This window comes from Corynebacterium sp. NML120713, from assembly GCF_001875735.1.
GTDB lineage: Bacteria > Actinomycetota > Actinomycetes > Mycobacteriales > Mycobacteriaceae > Corynebacterium > Corynebacterium pseudogenitalium.
The window spans coordinates 381,034-404,014 of record NZ_MLCR01000005.1 but is presented as its reverse complement, the minus strand read 5'-3'; the positions used below and the strand labels follow the sequence as shown (position 1 = coordinate 404,014).

The 22,981-nt window shown below is 55.3% G+C and carries 25 protein-coding genes and 1 tRNA gene; 13 read left to right on the top strand and 13 right to left on the bottom strand.

What is annotated here, in order from left to right; genetic code table 11:
* Positions 1-85: 85 nt before the first annotated feature.
* The 6 genes from hisG to BJP06_RS01975 all read right to left on the bottom strand — a co-directional run bounded on the left by hisG (position 86) and on the right by BJP06_RS01975 (position 4,440).
* Positions 86-934, bottom strand: a complete 849-nt coding sequence (gene hisG / locus BJP06_RS02000; protein WP_071572619.1) for an ATP phosphoribosyltransferase — start codon at positions 932-934, stop codon at positions 86-88.
* A gap of 12 nt (positions 935-946) precedes the next feature.
* A complete protein-coding gene (locus tag BJP06_RS01995; protein WP_070362457.1) occupies positions 947-1,210 on the bottom strand; it encodes a phosphoribosyl-ATP diphosphatase in 264 nt (87 codons plus the stop codon).
* 41 nt (positions 1,211-1,251) lie between these two features.
* Positions 1,252-1,920, bottom strand: coding sequence for an HAD family phosphatase (locus BJP06_RS01990; protein WP_255365766.1), 669 nt, complete (start codon positions 1,918-1,920; stop codon positions 1,252-1,254).
* Positions 1,913-2,296 (bottom strand): hypothetical protein, encoded by a 384-nt coding sequence (locus BJP06_RS01985; protein WP_071572618.1) that lies wholly within the window; start codon positions 2,294-2,296, stop codon positions 1,913-1,915. Before BJP06_RS01985 ends, BJP06_RS01990 begins: the two co-directional genes overlap by 8 nt.
* Positions 2,289-3,518 (bottom strand): cysteine--1-D-myo-inosityl 2-amino-2-deoxy-alpha-D-glucopyranoside ligase, encoded by a 1,230-nt coding sequence (gene mshC, locus BJP06_RS01980; protein ID WP_071572677.1) that lies wholly within the window; start codon positions 3,516-3,518, stop codon positions 2,289-2,291. The genes BJP06_RS01985 and mshC overlap by 8 nt, the downstream gene beginning before the upstream one ends.
* 64 nt (positions 3,519-3,582) lie before the next feature.
* A complete protein-coding gene (locus tag BJP06_RS01975; protein WP_071572676.1) occupies positions 3,583-4,440 on the bottom strand; it encodes an undecaprenyl-diphosphate phosphatase in 858 nt (285 codons plus the stop codon).
* Between the two features lie 67 nt (positions 4,441-4,507).
* Here BJP06_RS01975 and BJP06_RS01970 point away from each other — a divergent pair, with 67 nt between their 5' ends.
* The 5 genes from BJP06_RS01970 to BJP06_RS01950 all read left to right on the top strand — a co-directional run bounded on the left by BJP06_RS01970 (position 4,508) and on the right by BJP06_RS01950 (position 8,143).
* Entirely contained in the window at positions 4,508-5,521 is a 1,014-nt protein-coding gene (locus BJP06_RS01970) for a hypothetical protein (protein WP_255365765.1), read from the top strand.
* A gap of 2 nt (positions 5,522-5,523) precedes the next feature.
* Positions 5,524-6,633 carry a quinone-dependent dihydroorotate dehydrogenase gene (locus BJP06_RS01965; protein WP_070362454.1) on the top strand — a complete coding sequence of 370 codons (1,110 nt, stop codon included), beginning with the start codon at positions 5,524-5,526 and terminating at the stop codon, positions 6,631-6,633.
* A 107-nt stretch (positions 6,634-6,740) separates the two neighbouring features.
* Positions 6,741-6,826, top strand: a tRNA-Leu gene (locus BJP06_RS01960).
* A 68-nt stretch (positions 6,827-6,894) separates the two neighbouring features.
* The gene (locus BJP06_RS01955; protein ID WP_070363517.1) at positions 6,895-7,551 is read left to right on the top strand and encodes a TVP38/TMEM64 family protein; all 657 of its coding nucleotides are present in this window, start codon (positions 6,895-6,897) and stop codon (positions 7,549-7,551) included.
* A gap of 43 nt (positions 7,552-7,594) precedes the next feature.
* Positions 7,595-8,143, top strand: coding sequence for a MarR family transcriptional regulator (locus tag BJP06_RS01950; protein ID WP_070362453.1), 549 nt, complete (start codon positions 7,595-7,597; stop codon positions 8,141-8,143).
* Here BJP06_RS01950 and BJP06_RS01945 read toward each other — a convergent pair.
* Genes BJP06_RS01945 through BJP06_RS01935 form a run of 3 tightly spaced genes read right to left on the bottom strand, consistent with a single transcriptional unit; the run spans position 8,121 to position 10,629 of the window.
* Positions 8,121-9,326 carry an SPFH domain-containing protein gene (locus tag BJP06_RS01945; RefSeq protein WP_176754853.1) on the bottom strand — a complete coding sequence of 402 codons (1,206 nt, stop codon included), beginning with the start codon at positions 9,324-9,326 and terminating at the stop codon, positions 8,121-8,123. The genes BJP06_RS01950 and BJP06_RS01945 overlap by 23 nt on opposite strands.
* A complete protein-coding gene (locus tag BJP06_RS01940) occupies positions 9,326-9,757 on the bottom strand; it encodes an NfeD family protein (RefSeq protein WP_070477107.1) in 432 nt (143 codons plus the stop codon). Before BJP06_RS01940 ends, BJP06_RS01945 begins: the two co-directional genes overlap by 1 nt.
* Positions 9,758-9,783: 26 nt before the next feature.
* Positions 9,784-10,629, bottom strand: coding sequence for a DUF3097 domain-containing protein (locus BJP06_RS01935; protein ID WP_070477105.1), 846 nt, complete (start codon positions 10,627-10,629; stop codon positions 9,784-9,786).
* A 33-nt stretch (positions 10,630-10,662) separates the two neighbouring features.
* Here BJP06_RS01935 and BJP06_RS01930 point away from each other — a divergent pair, with 33 nt between their 5' ends.
* Positions 10,663-11,412 carry a hypothetical protein gene (locus BJP06_RS01930; RefSeq protein ID WP_071572617.1) on the top strand — a complete coding sequence of 250 codons (750 nt, stop codon included), beginning with the start codon at positions 10,663-10,665 and terminating at the stop codon, positions 11,410-11,412.
* Here BJP06_RS01930 and BJP06_RS01925 read toward each other — a convergent pair.
* The 3 genes from BJP06_RS01925 to BJP06_RS01915 form a co-directional block, all read right to left on the bottom strand.
* The gene (locus BJP06_RS01925) at positions 11,402-12,454 is read right to left on the bottom strand and encodes a ferrochelatase (RefSeq protein ID WP_083433153.1); all 1,053 of its coding nucleotides are present in this window, start codon (positions 12,452-12,454) and stop codon (positions 11,402-11,404) included. The two genes, BJP06_RS01930 and BJP06_RS01925, sit on opposite strands and share 11 nt — an antisense overlap.
* A 19-nt stretch (positions 12,455-12,473) precedes the next feature.
* A complete protein-coding gene (locus BJP06_RS01920; RefSeq protein ID WP_070477201.1) occupies positions 12,474-14,021 on the bottom strand; it encodes an NlpC/P60 family protein in 1,548 nt (515 codons plus the stop codon).
* 547 nt (positions 14,022-14,568) lie between these two features.
* Positions 14,569-15,054, bottom strand: a complete 486-nt coding sequence (locus BJP06_RS01915) for a DUF6676 family protein (protein WP_141742142.1) — start codon at positions 15,052-15,054, stop codon at positions 14,569-14,571.
* A gap of 288 nt (positions 15,055-15,342) precedes the next feature.
* Between BJP06_RS01915 and acnA the strand changes: the two genes are divergently transcribed.
* The 7 genes from acnA to BJP06_RS01880 all read left to right on the top strand — a co-directional run bounded on the left by acnA (position 15,343) and on the right by BJP06_RS01880 (position 22,593).
* Positions 15,343-18,123, top strand: coding sequence for an aconitate hydratase AcnA (gene acnA, locus BJP06_RS01910; protein ID WP_070477099.1), 2,781 nt, complete (start codon positions 15,343-15,345; stop codon positions 18,121-18,123).
* A gap of 113 nt (positions 18,124-18,236) precedes the next feature.
* The gene (locus BJP06_RS01905) at positions 18,237-18,800 is read left to right on the top strand and encodes a TetR/AcrR family transcriptional regulator (RefSeq protein ID WP_070362446.1); all 564 of its coding nucleotides are present in this window, start codon (positions 18,237-18,239) and stop codon (positions 18,798-18,800) included.
* Between the two features lie 26 nt (positions 18,801-18,826).
* Entirely contained in the window at positions 18,827-19,555 is a 729-nt protein-coding gene (locus tag BJP06_RS01900; protein WP_070362445.1) for a glutamine amidotransferase, read from the top strand.
* Positions 19,556-19,594: 39 nt separating this feature from the next.
* Positions 19,595-19,864 (top strand): ACT domain-containing protein, encoded by a 270-nt coding sequence (locus tag BJP06_RS01895; RefSeq protein WP_070477096.1) that lies wholly within the window; start codon positions 19,595-19,597, stop codon positions 19,862-19,864.
* A 12-nt stretch (positions 19,865-19,876) separates the two neighbouring features.
* Entirely contained in the window at positions 19,877-21,247 is a 1,371-nt protein-coding gene (locus BJP06_RS01890; protein WP_071572615.1) for a PFL family protein, read from the top strand.
* Between the two features lie 49 nt (positions 21,248-21,296).
* Complete coding sequence (locus tag BJP06_RS01885) at positions 21,297-21,995, top strand: MerR family transcriptional regulator (RefSeq protein ID WP_071572614.1); 699 nt, start codon at positions 21,297-21,299, stop codon at positions 21,993-21,995.
* The gene (locus tag BJP06_RS01880) at positions 21,988-22,593 is read left to right on the top strand and encodes a hypothetical protein (RefSeq protein ID WP_070477092.1); all 606 of its coding nucleotides are present in this window, start codon (positions 21,988-21,990) and stop codon (positions 22,591-22,593) included. The genes BJP06_RS01885 and BJP06_RS01880 overlap by 8 nt, the downstream gene beginning before the upstream one ends.
* Here BJP06_RS01880 and BJP06_RS01875 read toward each other — a convergent pair.
* The gene (locus BJP06_RS01875) at positions 22,574-22,816 is read right to left on the bottom strand and encodes a PLDc N-terminal domain-containing protein (RefSeq protein ID WP_070477090.1); all 243 of its coding nucleotides are present in this window, start codon (positions 22,814-22,816) and stop codon (positions 22,574-22,576) included. The two genes, BJP06_RS01880 and BJP06_RS01875, sit on opposite strands and share 20 nt — an antisense overlap.
* Positions 22,817-22,981: the final 165 nt, after the last annotated feature.

Genomic DNA, 22,981 nt, shown 5'->3' with positions numbered 1-22,981 from the left:
AAATTCGACGCTATACAACTTTTGAACCACCTAGTCACCCCAATATTAGGGATAGGGGTGACTTATCGGTTATTAATTGAAAATCCTATAGGCGTGCAATACGCAGCTGAGTGGCCAAAATGGCTTCCGCGCCAATTTCAGAGAGAGCGTCCATAACCGCATTCGCTTGGGTTCGCGGAACCATAGCGCGCACCGCGACCCAGTTGTCGCGCGACAGCGGCGAGACAGTCGGCCCCGTCATGCCTGGTGTAAGTTGGCTGGCTTTGTCGAGGTCATCTCTGCAAATGTTGTAATCGAGCATCAGGAAGTTCTCCGCGTTCAAGATGCCGCGGATACGCTGAAGCACTACCTCATGTTCGTTTGCTAGCGTTACGCCCTTACGCTTGATGACGACGGCTTCGCTGGCAAGAATGGGCTCCCCAAATGGTGCCAGCCCATGTTGTCTTAGCGTCGTACCAGTGGATACGACGTCAGCAATAACGTCCGCGACGCCCAACTTGATCGAAATCTCAACAGCGCCGTCAAGCTCAATGACTTCCTTCGGAGTGATGCCAAGCCCGTCAAGATAGTCAATCACGAGGTGCGGGTATGAAGTCGCTATCCGCTTACCCTCCAAATCAGGCACCGCCCATGTTTCAGACTGCGGGGCAGCAAACCGGAATGTCGATGCACCAAAGCTCAACGGAAGTACTTCTTCTACTTCGGCATGGGAATTGAGTGCCAAATCTCGCCCAGTGATACCCAGGTCAAGGTGGCCTTGAGCAACGTAGATAGCGATGTCGTTTGGACGCAGGAAGAAGAACTCAATGCCGTTTTCTTCATCCCAGATATTCAGGGCCTTTGATGTGCCCCTCCCCTTGTAGCCGGCTTCTTTGAGGATCTGGAGAGCCTTCTCTGACAAAGAGCCTTTATTTGGAACCGCAAACTTAATCATCAGGCGAAATCCTTAGAGGTATTTATAGATGTCATCAGGGGTAAGACCGCGTTGCAGCATCATTACCTGGGTCCAGTACATCAGCTGGCTCATCTCTTCCGCCAGCTCCTCGTCAGACTGATACTCGGCAGCGATCCACACTTCACCAGCTTCTTCGATGATTTTCTTGCCGATGAAATGGGCGCCCTTCTCTAGCGCTTGCACCGTGCTTGAGTCTGGGCGCTTGGAGTCGGCAGTTTCAGTGAGCTGAGCAAAAAGTTGATCGAAGTCCTTCACGCACAACACCTTAGCGGAAACAGAAGAGCTTTGAGCGCGGTTTATGGCGCGGAATACCACCTTGCAACATCATGAAGTGTCGCAGACTGTAAATCGCTGAAGGTGATTCTTGTGGCCGGCTTCGGGACATAGTCGGCCAAGCCGAGCACCCGTGCACCTGCCCTAATCGCTGCTTGCATTCCCGCCTGAGAGTCTTCAACTGCGATACAGTGCGACGGCTCAGCACCAACCAATTGCGCTGCTTTCAGATACATATCCGGAGCTGGTTTTGGGTTGGATACCTCATCTCCAGTCACGGTTGCTTGAAAGTAATCGTTGCCGATGAAATCAATGCAGGTTTGAGCGAGCGCGCGTTCTGTGTTCGTCGCAATGGCCATCGGAATTCCATGGTCCCGCAACATGTCAAGGACGTGGCGTATTCCCGGGTTCAGCTCAATACCTTGCCCTAGGAGTTGCTGCATCCGTTCTTGCATCCACCGCTTCAGCCGCTCTGTATCTCCGGGCTGCAAGGAATACCCGGTCCAAGTAGTGATGATGCTCAACGCTGTGGGGAAACTGACGCCCTCCGCTTTTCGACGCTCCTCCGCAGAAAGCCTCTTGCCCAAAAGCTCAGACAGCTCAAAGGTTGCTTGCGCCCAAAGTGGCTCGGTATTGATGAGCGTCCCATCCATATCCCACAGCACAGCTTGGGGAGCGCGAACCCTACTCACGATTGAACAGCTCCTGGACAACGGATGGATCCGCGCCAATCTGTGCCGAAACCTTCGCGAAAATTCCCTCGATGTCCGACATCTCCTCTGGCTCGAGCACGGCATATTGATGCTTAGCGTTGAACTCTTCAAGATTGGCAATGAGGCCCGTGTAGAGGTCTCTGATGGTGGCGTCGTCAACCGGCTGTGCGACGAGCGACGCAGTGTCGAGGAAAATCTCGAGGATTTCACGGAGCTCAGGTAGTACGGCAGGGTCAAATGGGGCTTCCCAGAGTTCGAGGTCCTGCTCTTGCAAATATTCACCGGATGCAAACACCCTCAAATCCTCGATGAACTCGTCGACATCGGATTGGAATGTGGATCGGAGACTACTCATCGTTGCTGCCTACCTTTACACCGAGTAAGCCCTCGATAGCTTGTCGAAGTAACCCGTTGTAATCGCCTTTGGCGGCGTCGATAATTTGAATCGCAGTTGGTGTGTCGAGGTCGTCAGCAAGGGCCTGGCGCAAATCTTGAATTGTCTGCTCCACGCGAGACTGCTCATCTGTCTGAGAAAGAATTGTGTGCCACGACTTGAGTCGATGCTCTGCTTGATCGAGTGCCTCGTAGGAAAAATCACGGTCTTGGCGATAGTGGCCGGAGAAGACGGCAAGGCGAATCGCAGACGCTGAGTGTCCCTCTTCTGTTAGCTTGTGCACAAAGACGAGATTGCCGAGAGATTTCGACATCTTCACTCCCTCAAGCGCGATCATTCCCGCGTGCACGTAGTGGTGTGCCATCCGTTGTTCTCCAGTCGCAGCCTCAGCATGCGCGGCAGAAAACTCGTGATGTGGAAACGCTAGGTCCGAGCCTCCGCCTTGGATTGCAAACGGTACGCCGAGACGGTTCGCAGCGATGGCAGAGCACTCGACGTGCCAACCTGGGCGGCCGGGGCCGAAGGGAGAATCCCACGCGGGCTCCCCTTCCCTGTGTCCACGCCACACCAGCGCATCGAGTGAGTCTCGTTTCCCCTCACGGTCAGGGTCTCCCCCGCGCTCGGCAAAGAAATGCTCCATCTGCTCGCGCGTCATGTTTGACTCGTATCCAAACTGTTTGGTTGCGGTGATATCAGCGTAAATATCACCGTGGTCTAGGCGGTACGCTGCGCCGACGTCGAGCAAGCGCTGCACCATCTCAATGACCTCATCGACAGTCTCCATCGCGCCAACATAGTCCTGAGGCGGGATGACGGAGAGCACTTCCATGTCGCTGCGGAAAAGGTTGATCTGTTCCGTTCCCAGCTCGCGCCAATCGACGCCGTCTCGCTCCGCGCGCTCGAACAATGGATCGTCGACATCGGTGATGTTCTGCACGTAATGAACGTCGTGGCCGTTAGCAAGGAGCTGACGATAGACGAGATCAAAGGAGAGGTACGTAGCTGCGTGTCCAAGGTGAGTGGAGTCGTATGGGGTGATGCCGCAGACGTACATCCCCACCTTCCCCGAGTGATGGGCAGCTGTGTTAACGGGCTTTACCACCCTATCTGCGGTGTCATACAGAGACAGCGGCACCGGAGTACCAGAGACAGCAGGGACTACAGGTTGTGGCCAAGAATGCATAGTGACCACCATACCGCGGCACGCTCATCATGCGCGGTTACCGGCGTTCAAAGGCAAGTGTTGCCTACACCGGTTGCATAACTCCGGTAGCCAGCAGCACCATCACGATGATGCCAAGAGGTATGCGGTACGCAGCAAACCAGGAAAATGAGTGGTGCGAAACAAACTTCAGCAGCCAAGCAATGGAAATATATCCCAAAACAAATGCGATAGCGCTTCCGACGAGCAACTGCAGACCTGTTGCTGCTTGCCCTGCTTGCGGATCAAACGCATCCGGTAGTGAGAAGAGGCCTGATGCGAGCACAGCCGGGATAGCTAAGAGGAACGAAAAACGAGTTGCTACTTCCCGCTCAAGGTTCAAAAAGAGACCGCCCGAAATAGTGCCGCCCGAACGCGAAACACCCGGAATGAGAGCTAGACACTGCCACAGGCCCATCACGATGGCATCTTTGACTGTCAGCTGCTCGAAGCTACGCTTTTTCGTCCCGCGCTTTTCCGCCAAGATGAACACGAACGAAAACAAAATGAGAACCGTTGCAGTAATCCAAAGGTTACGGAAGTTCTCACGGATCAAGTCTTTCAGAGCAAAGCCAAGCACCCCGACTGGAATAGTGCCAGCGATGACCATCCACCCCATCCGGTAATCGAACCCGCGCTTCGTCTTATCAAACAGTCCGACACACCATCCAGAGAGGAACCTCCAAATGTCCTTCGCAAAGAAGACCAGCACAGCGAGTTCGGTGCCGAGCTGAATGACAGCGGTAAAACTCGCGCCAGCGTCCTCGCCCCACAAAAGCTCGGACACAATGCGGAGGTGGCCTGACGATGAGACTGGAAGGAACTCGGTTAAGCCTTGGACGACCGAGAGAACAATCACTTGAGCCCATGTCATTGACTCTGCTAACTGAGAGGCGGCAATCATGTTGGAAAACCTTACCCGTGCGGAGAAAAATCCCCACATGCGTACAGCATTGATAAGGTTGACCTCCGTGAGAACAAAACGAAAAGTCGCCTTAATGCTGCCCATTATGGCCGTAGCTTTGGCTGTTGCGGCGTGTACTCCTGATGTCGTTGACCCAAATGACGCCATAAGTATGGGTAGCGCTGAACCAGTTGCGTCACCCCCTTCGGCACATCCTGACGGCCAGTTGCTTCAATTTGGCACCATCGTCGATGTGGATCAAACGAACGACTTGATTGGTGTGCGCACCCCGGATGCGCTTTACGTTGGGACCAGCGCACAATTCGAAGAAAACCGAGTAGAAGAGTTTAAGTTGGAGGATGCTTGCGGTGAAGTCTCGGCAAACGCTGGCCAGTTTGCGGTAGGGTGCGGAGATTTCATTGCCATCATTAACAAAGAGGGGCTTCAAAAAGTTGCTACCGACCACCCGGTAACTGTGGCAACAGTCGCCTCGGACGGCAGTGTTTTAGCCGGAAGCGACAGTGCGAAGTCAGTGTGGTTGTATAGCAACGGTGAGCTCAAAAAGGAGTTTTCTGTCGCGCGCGAAACTGACCAGCTGCAGGCTGTTCCGGTAGATGGTGGTGCCGATTCCGTTGTGCGCGTGAACACATTTGACACCACCATTCAGGACCTTGATTGGGGCACAGGACGTCAGGGGGCAACGTTGCGTGCTGGGCTTGGCGTCGGCAAGGTTGCTGCTGGAGAGCACGGTATGGTGCTCGCTGCGGACGCGACGGGTAACCAGCTACTCGTGTACACCACCAATGAAGTCATTCGTCTCCAGCAGAGTGTGCCGGTGCCCTCCGGAGCGTGGGACGTCGCGTGGGATAGCGCTAATAAGCTCGCGTGGGTGACTTCAACCGAAAGGAACCTGGCGACTGCCTATGACATTTCCCACGGCGTCCCCGTTGAACGTGCTCAGGTCAGTACAGTTCCAGATGCACAAAGTATTGCAGCGCTCTCTGACGGAACACTCATTATCGGATCTGCGTCAGGTAGTGGCCTGCAAATAGTTTCCACTGAAAGCATTGAGGCCAAATAGAAATGAATCAACGCAATTTGTACGACACGGTATATGGGCTCGCACTTCGGGGAATGTTTACAATTCCGCCTGAGCGCATCCACGACATCATCATGGGCGGGCTGAAAACCCTACAACGCCTAACTCCCCTCACCCGAGCTATGACTCGTGTCGTACGTGTCGACGGCCCGCTTCTCGAGCAGACGTTGTTCGGCGTGCGTTTCCCCGCCCCGGTGGGTCTCGCTGCAGGATTCGATAAGAACGCGGAAGCTCCGGACACGTGGTCGGCGATCGGTTTCGGTTATGCGGAATTAGGAACTGTGACCCCGAAGGCGCAGCCCGGAAACGAACGTCCACGGCTCTATCGCTTGCCGAAGGACAAAGCGATCCTCAACCGAATGGGCTTCAACAACGATGGCGCGCTGAGCATTGCAGAGCGTCTCCGAGCCCGGAAGACTCCTGAGATCGTTGGAATCAACATCGGGAAAAATAAGCTCTCCGAGGACGCGGTTGGCGACTACCGAGCTACCGCGACTGTGCTCGGCCCTCTGGCGGACTACCTCGTGGTCAATGTTTCTTCCCCAAACACCCCTGGGCTTCGCAACCTTCAGTCAGTTGAATCGTTGAGGCCAATCCTTGACGTGGTTACTACGGCAACTACGACGCCTGTGCTGGTAAAAATTGCTCCTGATCTCAGCGACGAGGATATCGATGCAGTTGCAGATCTGGCCGTCGAAATGAACCTTGCCGGCATCGTGGCGACCAATACGACCATCTCCCGCGAAGGCCTTCGAACCGATGCTGCCGAAGTGGAAGCCATGGGGGCGGGTGGTATTTCCGGCGCGCCGCTCAACAGCCGCGCGCTGGAGGTTTTGCGGCGTCTCCATGCGCGAGTCGGCGACCAACTCGTACTGGTCAGTTCCGGTGGCATTTCGACACCAGAGCAGGCATGGGAGCGTATTACATCCGGCGCAAGCCTTCTCCAGGGGTATACGCCGTTTATTTACGGTGGTCCGGGGTGGATCTACCGAATTCACAAGGACTTACAGAAGCAACTTAAAGCCCATGGACTTTCCAATATTACAGATGCTGTTGGCTCCGAACTCCCCTGGATCGCCTTGAACTCCGACTAGCTTGGTGGCCTACGTTTGGGCACTTGTACTGGCGATTTGCATCTTGAATCAACGTCACTCTATAGTAGTGCAAGTGCCCAGCCGAGAGGTTGAAAGCAAAACACCCAGCCCGGGTGGCGGAATGGCAGACGCGCTAGCTTGAGGTGCTAGTGTCCTATTAACGGACGTGGGGGTTCAAGTCCCCCTCCGGGCACAATGACCGGCTTCCTCCAGGAAGCCGGTTTTTTGTTTAGGCCGCACTTAAAGACGAAGGGCAAACGGATGCGCCAACAGTCACCACTACGCGTGATGGTCATTTTGGTACTTCTCGCAATTGCACTGTGGGTGTGGCGCTTCTTTGAAATACCTTCGCTGTCGACGTTTCGCGAGTGGGCTGATAGTACGGGAGCCTGGTTCCCAGTCGTTTTCTGGTTGCTCTACGTACTCATCACACAGTTCCCGATCCCCCGTACGTTGCTCACCATTTCCTCCGGTGTTCTGTTCGGTGGTTGGTTTGGGATTCTGCTCGCTATCACCGCAACGACGGCCTCAGCAGGTCTTTCGCTAACTGTTGTGCGGTTTCTTTTACGTGACTGGGTTGAGAGCAAAATTTCTCACCCCAAGCTTCACATGATTAATGAGCGGTTGGAACAGCGCGGTTGGCTGGCTGTAATGAGCCTGCGACTCATCCCCGGTATCCCTTTCTCGGTCATGAACTACGCTTCAGCGCTAAGTCGAGTCCGGCTTTTGCCGTTCATGGGGGCAACGCTCATCGGCTCGGCTCCTAACACGATTCTCGTTGCATTGTTCGGAGACACGTTGAGCGGAGATGCAAACCCAGTACTTCTCGGCGCAGTGTTTGCACTGTCGGTTCTTGGCGTGACAGGACTGATTATCGACGCGCGCCACCCGGCGAAGCCGCGTCGAATAGAAGAGTAAAGGCTCGAGCGTGTACTTTCTTGAAGCACGCTAGTATGTACGCATGATTGCTGTGCATGCACGTTACCGTGGTCGAGAAAAGGGGCGCGCCGCGTTCGTCGAGTCCTCGGCTCACGCGCTCTCGACGCTTCCGGGTGTTTCGCCGTTCGAAGTCATTGGCGTTGAGGATATCCGCACAACAGTGGATGGGCCGGAGACAGCACTTAACCTCATTATGGCGCTGCTGTCAGATGGTAATTGGGCTGTCGGCCTGGGAATCACGCGCAGGCGACGAGCAGAGTTTGCCGCCACTGAGGCTGTCGGCACACGTGCAGCGCAAGTGAAAGTTATCACGGATGCTCATGCGCCTGACACCGAGGCAGAAGATATCTCAGCGACGTTTGCCCTGCTGGCGCACATTCTGCATAAGCGAACGTTTGAAGGCCGCGAAGCCACATCGCTCGTGCGCTCTGGGCTCAACCAAAATGAAGCCGCAGCGCAACTAGGTATTTCTAAACAGGCAATGAGCCAGCGCCTGCAGGCCGCCGGGTGGCAGGCCGAGCAGGCTGGCTGGAAACTCGCGCTACACCTTATGCGTCGCGCGAGTCATTAGATTCAATTGCCCGGTGCTCGCCCTTTTGGGCAACTTGCGGCGTTTCGGTCGGGGTAGAGACTTCGTCGAATGCGCTTGTCGGATCCGGGTCGTCGACGTGCTTGTTCGCGACGGCACGCGCCTCTGCAAGTGCCCGAGCAAGTTCAGGATCAGTGGAGGTATCAAACCACTGGTCCGTGCTGTCGTCTTCGCCGGCCATAGCGCGCGTTTGTGAATCTGCACGCTGGGGTTCGTAGCGGAACACTCCGTCGCTGTCCTTGCCAGCGAACGCCTTGGCGAACTGCTCCAAAGAATCGCCAAAGCTGTTCGGAATCATCCACATCGTTGATGCTTCATTGGCCGCGATCTTAGGCAGCTTCTCCAGGTACTGGTACGCAAGCATCTCCGGCGTCACCTCTGAGGACTTGATCGCCGCGTTGACTTTCTGAATGGCTCGCGCTTCACCTTGCGACTCAAGATATTTCGCCGCACGCTCGCCTTCCGCGCGTAGAATCATCGCCTGGCGCTCAGCTTCAGCCGCGAGAATAGCGGCGTGCTTCTCGCCTTCAGCAGAGAGGATTCGTGCCTGCTTTTCACCTTCGGCAGTCTTGATGTCCGACTCGCGCTTACCTTCAGCGGTAAGGATCATGGCGCGCTTTTCGCGGTCGGCTTTCATCTGCATTTCCATCGATTGCTGAATAGATGGTGGCGGATCAATCGCTTTCAGCTCAACGCGGCTAATACGCAGTCCCCACTTGGCGGTAGCAGCGTCAAGCTCACCCCTCAGACGCCTGTTAATAGTTTCTCTCGAGGTTAGCGTTTCCTCAAGTGTCATCCCGCCGACGACATCACGCAACGTCGCGACGGATATTTGCTCAACACCTACCAAATAATTATCGACGCCGTAAATAGCCTTTGCCGGATCGTTAATCTGAAACGTCACCACAATATCAATTGCGACGGTGAGGTTGTCCTGCGTAATTACTGCCTGCGGAGGAAACGAAACGACCCTCTCGCGCGTATCAACGCGCGCTCTAACACGATCAATAAACGGCACTAGTAGTGTTAGCCCACCGGAAACGGTCCGTGTATAGGACCCCAGACGTTCAATAACTGCTGACTCACCTTGCGGGATTAGCTTCACAGATGCGAGCAGCACCGCGATTACCAAGATGAGCAGCAGCCCCAGTATTACCAAGGCCATTATGGCGACTCCTTCCATACGACGGCGATTGGGCCGTCAATATCTGAAACGATGACTGTGGAACCAGACTTAATGGTGTGGCTTGGATCAATTGCTCTCGCGGACCAAAGCGATCCGTCCAGTTGAATCTGACCGCTGCTCGGCGTGATCTCCTCAACCACTTGTGCACTCGTGCCAATGAGTGATTGGCCAAGCTCCCCCACCGTAGATGGGCGGCGCAAGCGCCTGTGCAAGTAAGGCCGGAGGAGGAACCAGAAACCGGCCGAAGCAACTACAAACGCCCCGATTTCAACCCCCAAAGGCACCCCGGCAAGCGCAATAGCAGACGTAGTAAGCGCCCCTGCTGCAATCATGAGGAACGTAAACTCCCCTACGGCGAGTTCAGCAACTGCGAATGCTACGGCAATGCCTAGCCAAATAAGACTACCCACGGCTTCACTATACAAAAATGATTCGGTCAGCAGTCGGATTTCTTAAGCTGCGGATTGGTGACAAAATCCACGAGTCGCTCAACTGCGCCGATAAGGGTGGAATCAAGATCTCGGTATGTCTCGACAGCATCATAGACACGCCGCCAGCCATCCTTCGGACTGCCCCACCCGGCACGTTGGCATACCCCTGTCTTCCAATCCTCTCCGTAAGGCACCTTTGGCCAGTTCTTCAACCCAACTCGTTCCGGCTTTACGGCTTCCCAGATGTCGATGTATGGGTGGCCTGTGACAAGTACGTGTGGACCTACCCCCTCGACGAGGCGGGACTCTTTTGTGCCTTCGATGAGGTGGTCAGCAAGCACACCGATGCGTCGCCCCGGTCCCGGGTGGAACTCCTCCAGCCTGTCGCTCAAGTTGTCAAGCCCCTCAAGATACTCAACGACGACACCTTCGACTTTGAGGTCGTGCCCCCATACCTTCTGTACGATAGCGGCGTCGTGAATACCTTCCACCCAAATTCGGCTTGGCTGCGCAACTTTCGCTTTCGCGTTAGCTACTTTCCGTGAACCGGAGTTTGAGTGGGTGCTCGATTCCTGCTGCGGAGCGACATAGCGGTGTAAGGAGACTCGCTGTCCCTCTACTTCGAAGGCTCCGGGAAGCATCTTAAAAAGGCGTTGTTGCCCGTGCCTGTCCTCAAGACGAACGAAATCACCGTCGTACGTACGCTCAAAACCAACTACGGCTCCCACGAATTCGTCGCCCACAATCTCAACGATGATGCCCGGCTCTGCGGGGATGCTGGGATACTTGGGCTTCTTGTTGCGCGAATGCCCTTGGAAAATATCTCCGCTGTAACGATTATCCGGTGTCATAGTGGCACTAGTCTATCGGTTACCATCAGACGAATGAATCTTCGCGCGCATGTTTACTCGCCACTGCAAAACACTGCGGTGTGGATCGCAGCGTGGTTGTATCACGTGACGTCGACAGACGAAACGCTCGCAGCACTTGACGAGCTCGGTGGAGGCCACCATTATGTCACCGGTGGGGGCGTAGAATTACTCACCGAAATTCGCAGGGTGGCTCATCTTGAGTCCCGCGAGCCGGTCGTGCGGCTAGTCCTAGGTGGAGCGGGCGACACTCCGGCGCTGTGGGCTCACACAGCAGCGGCGGAAGCAATGACGGATGCAGGAGCCTTGATCATCATCGGTGCAGAAGGGCTCTATCACATTCTCATTCCGAGCTTCGAAACAGACGGCGTGCACTGGCGTTGGTTCGAGGATTATCGACGCCCACCCGAACCAGACTGGCTTTCTCCTGGTCAGGCCGACCAAATGCTGAGAAACGCAACAGATCAAGCTGCGATGATGATTGAGGCCGTCGCCCAGCCCAACGAAACGCTGTCCTCACCCCGACTGACGGTCGGCCATATCACCGATTTCTATGACACCCCAGGATTGCCAATTGCCACCACGCCAAGGGCAGCTCAGATTTTTGCGCGCGCGGATAGAGTCTCGGCGATCGTCGAGACGGTGACAGACCGGCTGGGAGATCACTCTTTTGATCAACACTTGCTCGTATTGGGAAGGAGCATCCGAAGAGCGCGAACAGCAGGCGTTGCGGAAGCCGTTCGCGATTTTCGGGCTACTCGGTAACGCGCGGACGAATCGGAGCGCAGCAATCAGTGTGGCAAGGAACACCATTTTCGGTGCAGCCCTGCACCGAAATCGTGGACAGCGTAGGAGGCGTCGCGCCGCGGCTAATGCATTCTGCAATGTCAACGATCATCGATGCGAACCGCGGCTCGAGACCGATAGTCGGGACCCTGGTGAATTCAACGCCGAGCTTGTCGCACTCAGCCTTCAATTCGGTATCGAGATCCCACACAACCTCCATATGGTCAGTCAAGAACCCGATCGGCACGCAAACGATGTGAGTGACTCCCTGTTGGTGGAGCTCCTTGACGCGGTCGATGATATCGGGCTCTAGCCACGGAGTCTGCGGGTTGCCGGAACGCGATTGCCAAACGTTTTCGTAAGTCTCTACTCCTGCATGCTCTGCGACGAGGCGCGAAGCCTCAAGGACCTGTCGCGAGTAAAGATGTGCGTCCTCGTGGCCGCCAGCGGCGGCATCTGCAGCTGTGGGAATTGAGTGCGCCGAGAAGAGGATCCGGGTCGTTCGCAAAGCCTTGTCATCAAGTGACTCCATTGCTTGCTTCAACGAATCACCCATGAGCCGGACAAACGTTGGGTGCCCGTAGAACTGCCACAGTTTTGTGAAATGCAGCTCAGGGTGTGCCTGGTGCAACCGAGCAATATCCTCATCATACTGACGGCAAGCGGAGTAACCGCCCCAAGCGCTCGTAGCGAAAACGAGGATGTTCCGATGCCCAGCTTCTGAGATTTCGCGTGCGGTATCTTCTGCGAAAGGATGCCAATTCCGATTTCCGAAATAGACCGGAAGATTATGCCCCCGCCTACTCAGCTCGGCACGAAGCTGCTCGATGATTTCTAGATTTTGGCCATTAATTGGGCTCACTCCACCGAAGTGGAAATAGTGCTCACCAACTACTTTCAACCGCTCTTTCGGGATGCCCCTGCCGCGTGTGACATTTTCGAGGAATGGAATTACTTCGTCTTCCCCTTCTGGTCCACCGAAAGAGAGCAGGAACAACGCATCGAAGTTTTTGAATGCCATGGGGAATGATTCTAATGAACTAAAGCAGACGGACTGCATTCGCTGACATACCAGACCAACGAACTGGAGCAATCTGAACATTCTGGCCAGCTTGAGGAGCCTCGATCATCATGCCGTCGCCGAGATAAATTGCCACGTGCTGACTGCCGCCAGGGCCCCAGAACAAGAGATCGCCACGCTGTGCTTCACTCGGCGCAACTGGAGTTCCTCGCTGGTACTGGTAGCCCGTGTAGTGCGGCAGCGAAATTCCTACGCCAGCAAAGGCGTAGAGCACAAGCCCAGAGCAATCGAATCCAGACATGCTCCCGCCATTCACACCCACAGTTGGACCATTCGCGTCACCACCGCCCCAAACATACGGCGTACCGATCATCGCTTCGGCACGTGCGATTACTGTCTCTACAGACGAAGAATTTGCCGACGGTGCTAAGGCAGACCGAACTTCATTCGTAATCGACTCGAAGGTGCCAACTGCAGGAACGACCTGTGACAGATCGGAAGTAGCAGACTCAGGCTGACCAGCGGAGGAATCAGCAGCCAGAACACTATTGAGTCCCTGTGCGAAAGCAGCAATGACTTCACTTGTGCTCGAGCCTCCATAGGGGTTCGCTGTTTCGCTGTGATCAGGCTGAGAGGAACCAACGAGGGCTTCAGAAGCGACGATGGTTGCTGCTTGGGTCAGCAAGTCAGTGACATCGCTCCCCTCGGAGTACTCCAGCCGCGGCGTATCTGCCTGGTTGGAGACCTCCACATATCCACCTGTACGCTGCGCCGTATTCACGGCTTGTACTAGTGCTTGCTCATTTGGAACGTCAGCTCCGGGAGCAATTTCGTTCACTCGTTCTTCGACGGCGTCAAGAAGCTCAGGCGAAACCTCATACGTTTCAGCTGGAGTCTCGTGAACCTCAGCTGACTGCGGCGCAGGGCTATTTGAGATGCCACGTTCCTGCGCGACGTCGCTCTCGATGCTGTTCAACTCCGCAGATGCAGCCTCACGCTGCTCAATGACATCGTCTAGCTGTGAAGACAGAGAGGCAAGCTCATCACGCGTAGCGGTTTCAGCGGCCACAGCTTCATCCGCAGCCTGCTGCGCAACTTCACTGGCCTGGCGCTGCAGAGATTCATCGTTCGCAGCCTCGAGGCGAGCTTGCTCAACTTCGGCAAGCTTTTGCTGTTTTTCCTCGCTTCGTTGACGGAGAAAGAGTGAACGGTCAAGTACATCCTTTTGCGATTGCTCTCCACCGAGTGCCTGAATCGGGCTTCCACCAGCGGAGTTGCGATACTGCGACCGAGTCACTGCGGATAGCTCAGCACGAGCTTTCTCAACTGCCGCCTGCGATTCCTCCAGACGACGCTTCGCCTCCTCAGCACCGCGGCGTGCCTGCTCAGAACGAGACTGAGCATCATGGAGGTCTACAAAAGCACGATTTGCCGCTTCCCGTAGTTGACCAATTTTCAGGTCTAGTTCGGCGATCTCAGCTTGCGATGCTGAAAGCTTGGCTACTAGAGCAGACGCAGTTGACTGCGCTGCGGGAGCAGCAACAGCAGGGCCCACAGGAGAGCTCAATGAAAAAGCCAACGCGAAACTGGTTGAACAAGCAAGGGTGCTGGACCAAACCTGGCGAGCACGCGTTCGCGTGCTCTTCGACGGGGTAACCACGAAGGTGCTCCTCACGCCGCACCCAACATCAACTCATGCAAAGTCTCACGCCGGGCAAGCAAGCGAGTGACTAGCTCGCTGTCAGGCAAACCCGACCTGTGAAGACTCCGCGTGCTGAGACGAGTACGGCTCTGTTAAATCGACTACTGAAAACAGCCTCACGGTTGTGTACGACGCAAACATAGACGTGGTTTGACTGGACCACACGTGTCAAAAGTCAGTGCAACTTCCTTGACTAGAGGAAAGCTCTGGCACGTTTGCAACACACCTCAGCTCATGAGGCAACAAACAAACCATACGACACTTAACTGATTTGTTACACAAACTTTATCTTCAGTAACAGAAGTTAAGGATTTTCACTTGACGACGAGAGCTCTAACCTTGGATTATGTAGGCACAAAAGTAGCAGTGTGATTATCGTCACTTAAAAGTTGCTAATCGAAATGTCAAGTCTCTACGCCTGACGCCAATTCTGGATAGCGGTGGCTCCACACGTGACGATGAGGACTACTGCAACCGCAATCAATACCGAAATCCAATCAAGCTGCCTAGAGGTTGCCTCTTGCAGAAACTGCGCCACCCCATCTTCGTAGCTTGAGGCCCGTACAGAGGCGAGCTGGCCAGCCTCGATTGAGGAACGTGGAAACTTTTCTGATGTAGCAATGGCGACATTGGGCGTTCGGATATAGATAGTTTCGATTCCGGTGGCAAGATTGAGGTCTTGCGCCAGATCTCTTAACTCAGGAATGCGGGGAGGCGTCGAGTCGAGAAAAACGAGCCCCACATTAAGGCCAGAATGATCATGCGCGCTCGACAAGGTGGAAGATAGTGACTGTTCTAGGCTGCCGGTGCCTTCATTGACAGTCTCGAATGCGATACCGTCAATATTGAGCTGATCTACAAGGCTATCGAATCGTGGATCTGGATTTTGGTATTGCATGTCGCGGCTACATTCCTCTGCGGTCGATGGGCCCCTCATTCTATCCTGTATGGCGATAACCGCCTTGTACTCCCCCGTACGGTTCGCCTTAACTGCGGAGATTGTTGGGTTGTGCCCCAAATGGGGGGTTTAGCTCCATTTTTTCTCAAATCTTCCCTGTTGGACAACAAACATTACATCCGTACTGTTATCATTGCTACGCATAGGCGGTTAATCGCATATCTTTGAGGTTGACCGTTTGGACCTTGTTCCAATTTATCTGGTTTACGACGAGAAACGGAGCTTACTGTGACCGAAAGCAAGAACTCCTTTAACGCCAAGAAGTCGCTTCAGGTCGGCGAGAAGTCTTATGACTACTTCGCACTTGATGCGGTTGAAGGCATGGAGAAACTTCCATACTCCCTCAAGGTTCTTGGTGAAAACCTCCTCCGCACTGAGGACGGCAAGAACGTGACCAAGAAACACATCGAGGCTATCGCGAACTGGGATCCAGATGCCGAGCCATCTGTAGAAATTCAGTTCACCCCTGCCCGCGTCCTTATGCAGGACTTTACTGGTGTTCCTTGTGTCGTGGACCTGGCCACGATGCGTGAGGCAGTTTCCACACTCGGCGGTGATCCTGATCAGGTCAACCCGCTGAACCCAGCCGAGATGGTCATCGACCACTCTGTGATCATCGAGGCGTTCGGTTCCACCAACGCTCTCGACAAGAACGTCGCAATCGAGTACCAACGCAACGAGGAGCGCTACCAGTTCCTGCGATGGGGTGCTGAGAACTTCTCGAACTTCCGCGTTGTGCCACCGGGGACCGGTATCGTTCACCAGGTCAACATTGAGTACCTCTCCCGCGTTGTATTCGATAACGATGGAGTTGCATACCCAGACACCTGTATTGGTACCGACTCCCACACCACCATGGAAAATGGCCTTGGCATCCTGGGCTGGGGCGTTGGCGGTATTGAGGCTGAGGCTGCAATGCTTGGCCAGCCAGTTTCGATGTTGATCCCACGCGTTGTCGGATTCAAGCTCACCGGTGAGATTCCTGCCGGCGTCACCGCTACCGATGTTGTGTTGACGATTACCGAGATGCTGCGCGAGCACGGCGTGGTTCAGAAGTTCGTCGAGTTCTACGGCAATGGTGTAAAGCAGATCCCACTTGCAAACCGTGCGACGATCGGCAACATGTCGCCTGAGTTCGGCTCCACCTGTGCGATCTTCCCAATCGATGAAGAGACCATCAACTACCTGCACCTTACCGGTCGTTCCCAGGAGGACATCGACCGTGTGGAGGCATACGCGAAGGCTCAGGGCATGTGGCTTGAGCAGGACGCTCCAGAGGCGAAGTACTCCGAATACTTGGAGCTTGATCTCTCAACGGTCGTTCCGTCAATCGCTGGCCCGAAGCGTCCGCAGGACCGCATCCTCCTGTCCGAATCCAAGGACACCTTCCGTAAGCAGCTGCCGGACTACAACGATGCTGGCAACGAGACCTTCGAGCCAGTTCGTGCGGCGAAGGTTGAGACAGTTGACTTCAATCAGTCCTGGCCTGCAAATGGAGAATCTGCAGCGGTCGGCGCAGAGGGTCGTGCTTCGAAGCCCGTTATCGTTGAGTCGCCGCAGGGTGGCGAGTACACCCTGGATCACGGCATGGTTGCGATTGCAGCTATTACTTCCTGCACCAACACTTCCAACCCATCGGTCATGGTTGGCGCTGCTCTGCTCGCACGCAAGGCTGCGGAAAAGGGTCTGAAGGCGAAGCCATGGGTTAAGACAATCATGGCACCGGGTTCCCAGGTTGTCGACGGCTACTACGAACGCGCCGATCTCTGGAAGGACCTCGAGGCTGTTGGCTTCTACCTCACCGGCTTCGGCTGTGCATCCTGCATCGGTAACTCTGGTCCTCTGCCAACAGAGGTCTCCGACGCTATCAACGAATACGACCTGACCGCGACCGCAGTCCTGTCTGGCAACCGTAACTTCGAGGGCCGCATTTCTCCTGACGTCAAGATGAACTACTTGGCTTCGCCTCTGCTCGTCATCGCCTACTCCATCGCTGGCACGATGGACTTCGATTTCGAGACCCAGCCACTTGGTCTGGACCAGGATGGCAACGACGTCTTCCTGAAGGATGTATGGCCATCAACTGAGGAAATTGAATCCACCATTGCTGGCACAATCTCCCGTGAAATGTACGAGGCTGACTACGCCGACGTCTTCAAGGGTGACAAGCAGTGGCAGGATCTGGATATCCCAACCGGCAAGACATTCGAGTGGAACGACGATTCCACGTACATCCGCAAGGCCCCGTACTTTGACGGAATGCCAGCTGAGCCAAACGACGTTTCGGACATCGATGGTGCTCGCGTACTTGCCAAGTTGGGTGACTCTGTGACGACGGACCACATCTCCCCTGCTTCGTCCATCAAGCCAGGTACGCCGGCAGCAAACTACCTCGATGCAAACGGCGTCAAGCGTCAGGACTACAACTCCTTCGGCTCACGTCGTGGTAACCACGAGGTCATGGTTCGCGGTACCTTTGCCAACATCCGTCTCCGCAACGAGCTTGTTGAAGACGCTGGTGGCTACACTCGCGACTTCACCCAGGAAGGTGCACCGCAGGCATTCATCTACGATGCTGCACAGAACTACCAGGCCGCTGGTATTCCGCTTGTCGTCCTGGCAGGCAAGGAATACGGCACTGGTTCTTCCCGCGACTGGGCTGCAAAGGGCACGAAGCTGCTCGGCGTCCGCGCTGTCATCGCTGAGTCCTTCGAGCGTATTCACCGTTCGAACCTCATCGGCATGGGCGTGCTTCCACTGCAGTTCCCAGAAGGAAAGTCTCACGCATCGCTCGGGCTCGACGGCACAGAGACGATCTCCATTAGCGGCATCACAGCGTTCAATGAGAACGGAACGATCCCTGAGACCGTCCGTGTATCCGCAACGAAGGATTCCGGCGAGACCGTAGAATTCGACGCTGTAGTCCGCGTAGATACACCAGGTGAGGCTGAATACTACCGTCACGGTGGTATTTTGCAGTATGTTCTTCGCCAGATGGTCAAGAACTAACACCGTAGTTACGTAACACGCTTGAGGGGTCTCCGCGGTATGTGGTGACCCCTTAAGTCTTTCTTTTTCTCCAATGCAATTATTAAGTAGCTCGAAAGGTTGGGCGCCTGACTATGCCGATCATTAGTGATGCAGAGCTCGCGCGGCGTCGCAAAGAAATCTTGGATGCGTCGAGAGCATGCTTCGCCAAGTATGGGTTTGAAGGAGCTACCGTAGCTCGTTTGGAAAAGGCCACTGGCAAAACGCGTGGTGCTATTTTTCATCACTTCGTAGACAAGGAAACGTTGTTTCTCGCCATCGCCAGCGAGGACGCTGAACGCCAAGCTGAGGTAGTTAGCCGACAGGGGCTCGTAGAAGTTATGCACGACCTCTTGCAACATCCGGAAGAAAATGACTGGTTCGTGACGCGTTCTGAGATTGTTCGAAAGCTCCGCACAGATCCTGCATTTGAAGCTCGGTGGAGGAAGCACCAGGAAGTACTTGATGAGGCTGTGCGGAAACGGCTGGAATCGAATACGGCGATGCGGCAAGATGTGCCAATTGAAGTAATGCAGACCTATCTAGAGACAGTTCTGGAAGGGTTCATAATCAAATTGGCCGCAGGTGAGCCACCAGAGCAGCTGGAAGCAATGCTAGACGTTGTCGAGCAGTCTGTTCGATCTTCGGTTTCTAGCTAGCTACCGGGCGATATAGACTGTTCGTCATGTCTAAGTTGCTTATGGTGTCGCTGCGAAATGGTGAGATCGGTGCTGACGTTGCTCACGCCGAGTACAACGACGTACTCAAAGCGACGAAGATGGATCAGACAGCTATAGAGCTCTGTCATATCTCTGACGAGCACGCCCAGCTGAAGTCACTGGATTCAGTTGAAGGCGTGATCGTTGGAGGTTGTTCTTTAAACGTTTCAGATGCACATACCTCAGCGTGGGCGCAGCATGTAGATGCTGTGCTCACTGAGGTTGTGGAATCTGGAAAACCCGTGTTCTTCGTTTGTTTCGGAACGAGCTGGCTGGTGCACTACCTCGGAGGAAACATCGTTCACACGCATCCAGAGGACTCTGGCCCGACACAGGTTTCGCTTTCAGACGCCGGTAAACGTGACGTACTGCTTCAGGGGTTCCCAGGGAACTTCACAGCGCTGACCGGACATACCGAGAATCCTGACGAGTCCACCCTCCCGCCCTCACTTGAGATATTGGCAGTTGGGAATAGTTGTCCGGTTCAGATGATTCGGTACGGTGATCATGTTTGGGCGACGCAATTTCATGCGGAGATGGATGCCAAAGCAATGCAGACTCGTATGGACTTCTTCGCTAACTATGGGTACTTCTCTCCGGAAGACTACGACAAGATCGTAAAGGGGCTGCCTCTTCACGATGTTTCGTGGGCAAACAGAATTTTACAATCATTTACGCAATACTGCGTGGGTTGAGTAGAAACAACTTGTTTCTGGTAGCTAGAATTCCTACTTATGCATGCAATCATCACAACCACAGGTAAAGACCGTGTAGGCATCATCGCAGGAGTTGCGATCGCCGCGGCTGAGGTAAACCTCAATATCGTAGATGTTTCCCAAACTCTCATGGATGACTTCTTCACCATGATCATGCGTGTGGAACTTCCCGAAGGCGATGTAAACATGGAATTACTGCAAACTCACCTTTCAGCAGCTGGTGAATCTTTGGGGGTCATTGTTCGGATCCAGTCCGAGGACCTTTTCACCGCCATGAACGAAATCTAGGGAGGGGTTGCTGTGGCTGTTGATTTTGATTTCAAGTCCCAACACATTCTTGACGTCATCAAGATGATTGAGGACTACCGGCTGGACATTCGTACTGTAACAATGGGAATCTCACTCATCGGTTGTACACGTCCCACTATGGATGCAACGTGCCAGGCGGTCTACGACAGAGTGACGACGAAGGCAGCCCGTCTGGTAGAAGTTTGCCAGGACATTGAACGCGAGCTCGGTATTCCCATTGTGAACAAGCGAGTCTCCGTTTCTCCCATTGCTTTGGTCGCAGCTGGGGTGGACGGCAATCCGGTCGACATTGCAAAAGCGCTTGACAAAGCGGCGGGTGAGCTGGGAGTCAACTTCGTAGGTGGTTACTCGGCGCTCGTTGAAAAGGGGGCAACCACCTCTGATATGCGTCTCATCGAGTCCATTCCGGAGGCATTGACCGTCACGGAGAACGTGTGTGGCTCGGTGAACATCGCTACTTCCCGTGCTGGTATCAACATGGATGCTGTCGCGAAGATGGGGCGCGTCGTGAAAGAGGCAGCGGAGCTGACCAAAGACCGTTCTTCGATTGCGTGCGCAAAGCTTGTTGTGTTCGCAAATGCTGTGGGTGATAACCCATTTATGGCCGGAGCGTTCCATGGCATTGAGGAGCCTGACGCGGTTGTTTCAGTTGGTGTATCAGGCCCTGGTGTCGTCGACAATGCGATCCAGCGGCTCGGAAAAGCCAGCTTGAACGAGGTAGCTGAAGAGATCAAGAAGGCTGCGTTCAAGATCACCCGCGCAGGCCAGCTGGTTGGCAACCTTGCTTCAGAACGTCTCGGAGTGCCATTTGGCATCGTCGATCTCTCCTTGGCGCCGACTGCTGAGGTTGGTGACTCCGTTGCGCATATCCTCGAGCACATGGGGCTAGAGCAGGTCGGCACGCACGGCACGACGGCTGCGCTCGCGCTTCTTAACGACGCCGTCAAAAAGGGCGGCATGATGGCATGCTCCCGTGTCGGAGGGCTTTCTGGATCCTTTATTCCGGTTTCGGAAGATAAGGGCATGATTGATGCGGTCCGCGCTGGATCCATCAGTATGGACAAGCTCGAAGCGATGACGTCGATCTGCTCTGTCGGGTTTGACATGATCGCCATTCCTGGCGACACCTCCGCGGAGACCATCGCGGGGATGATCGCTGATGAGGCTGCAATCGGCGTCATGAACCATAAGACCACCGCAGCGCGCCTCATCCCCGTCCCCGACACCAAGCCAGGTGACGAGGTAAACTTCGGCGGCCTGCTCGGCTACGCGCCGGTCATCCCGGTCAATACGAAGAGCAGCGCGGAGATGATCCAGCGCGGCGGCTTCATTCCGGCACCTGTGCACGGGTTTAGGAACTAGGCGTGCTTTCCTTGACCCTCACATTGTGTGAGGGTTTAGGTTTGAAGGCGTGAAGATTTCAGATGTTGCCGTGGCCGCAGGTTGCTCCGTACGTTCAGTGCGCCACCTGCACCAAAGCGGAGCCGTAGCAGAGCCCGCTCGCACGAGTAGCAACTACCGGGAGTACACGATCAGCGACCTCGCTGCTGTGGTCCGGGCTCGTGCGCTTATCGACGCCGGCGTGCCCATCGCCGACGTCGCAGCAAAAGACACAGCGCTTGTGGTCGAGCATGCTCTAGACCAGCTGGATAGCCGCATTGCCCACCTGCAGCAGCAGCGAAAAAGGCTGGCCAGGCTTGCGTCCAATCCTTCTGGCGCGCCGGAGGATATCCGCCAAGCACTGGGTGGAGTATTCACCGACCCGCAGGCGCTCCAGCGCGAGCTGGACGCGTGGGATCTCATGGCGCTGACCGGGGTTACCACTGCCGCCACGTGGGACCAGCTACGTACAAACCTCAACGATCCGGAGTGCGTCAAGGCAGCCCGCGCCGCCGAGAAACTCTGGGACGACCTGGGGGAAATGCGGCCGCGGGACAGCAACGTAGCCGAAACCGCCGCGCGCTTTCGCGAGCTCCTCCCCCACGGGCTGCTCCGGGGCGTTCTCTCTACCCTCCAGCCTGGTGACGTACCACTCGGTGTACACGATGTGCCGACCCGTGGCGCGCAACGAGTCGTGCTGCAGGCGTTGGCGGAGGGCTTCGATGGATAAGGTCCTCTCACTGTGGAAGAGGCATCCAGGCTTCCGTCTTGCACGCTACGAGCTCGAACTGTACCTCGATTTACTGCGGTGGATTCGCGGCCACCGGCTCGTGCCAGAGGATGCGGAGGTCCTCCCCCACCCGCCAGGGCGATTGCAGATGCTCGTGAGCGTGGTTTCGGTCTTGTGCATTGAGATGGTGGTGGTTCACCTGCTCCTACCCGAAAGCACGGTGCGGTTAATTGCGCTGCTGCTGTCCATCTGGGGCGTTGTGTACGTCGCCTCGCTGATCGGCAGCGAACGCATTCGGCCGAGCTACGTTGCCGATGACGTAACAGTACTGCGCCGCGGCAAGCTAGTGTTTGCCGAAATCCCGTCCTCGCTCATCAAGCAAAAACACCACCAACGAACGTTTGCGTCCGAGGTGTCTATTGACGGCGAGACGCTCACTGTAGGCGGGGCAGGTGGCACCGACACGCTTCTAGATCTCAGCGAGGCGATCGACGTCGCCGGTGATCGCTACCCCTGGCAGCGACCCCGGATGCAACCAGTGACTCAAATCCGTTACTACGCCGGGGGTGCACGTGAATCTAGCGCTTCTTCCCGATAAGGAAGTAAGACACCCAGCCAAAGGTGTTTACCACGCCGATGATCGGCGTCCACAGCCACTTGGGGCCACGCAATTTGCTGTCTTCGGCCCTTGCGAGGTCGCGCAGCGCAACTGCTTTGCCGACTGTATCCATCGCCGCAAGCACTCCTACGATAGTTTTTTGGTCTGTTGACATGCTATTCCATGCGTCACGCAGGAACTTCAGGTTTTCGTTGTTGGCCATGTGGTCAGTCTACGCGTCGGTTAGAACAGTACGTTATTGCGCGGTGTGCCGATCACCACACCGTTGAGTCACACGCTAGTCAGGACAAGCGTAACCACAGTGCTTTCGGAGTCAGGCGGCGCCTCAATAAGCGAGCTGCCTGGTGTTATCACGTGCTCCAGCAGC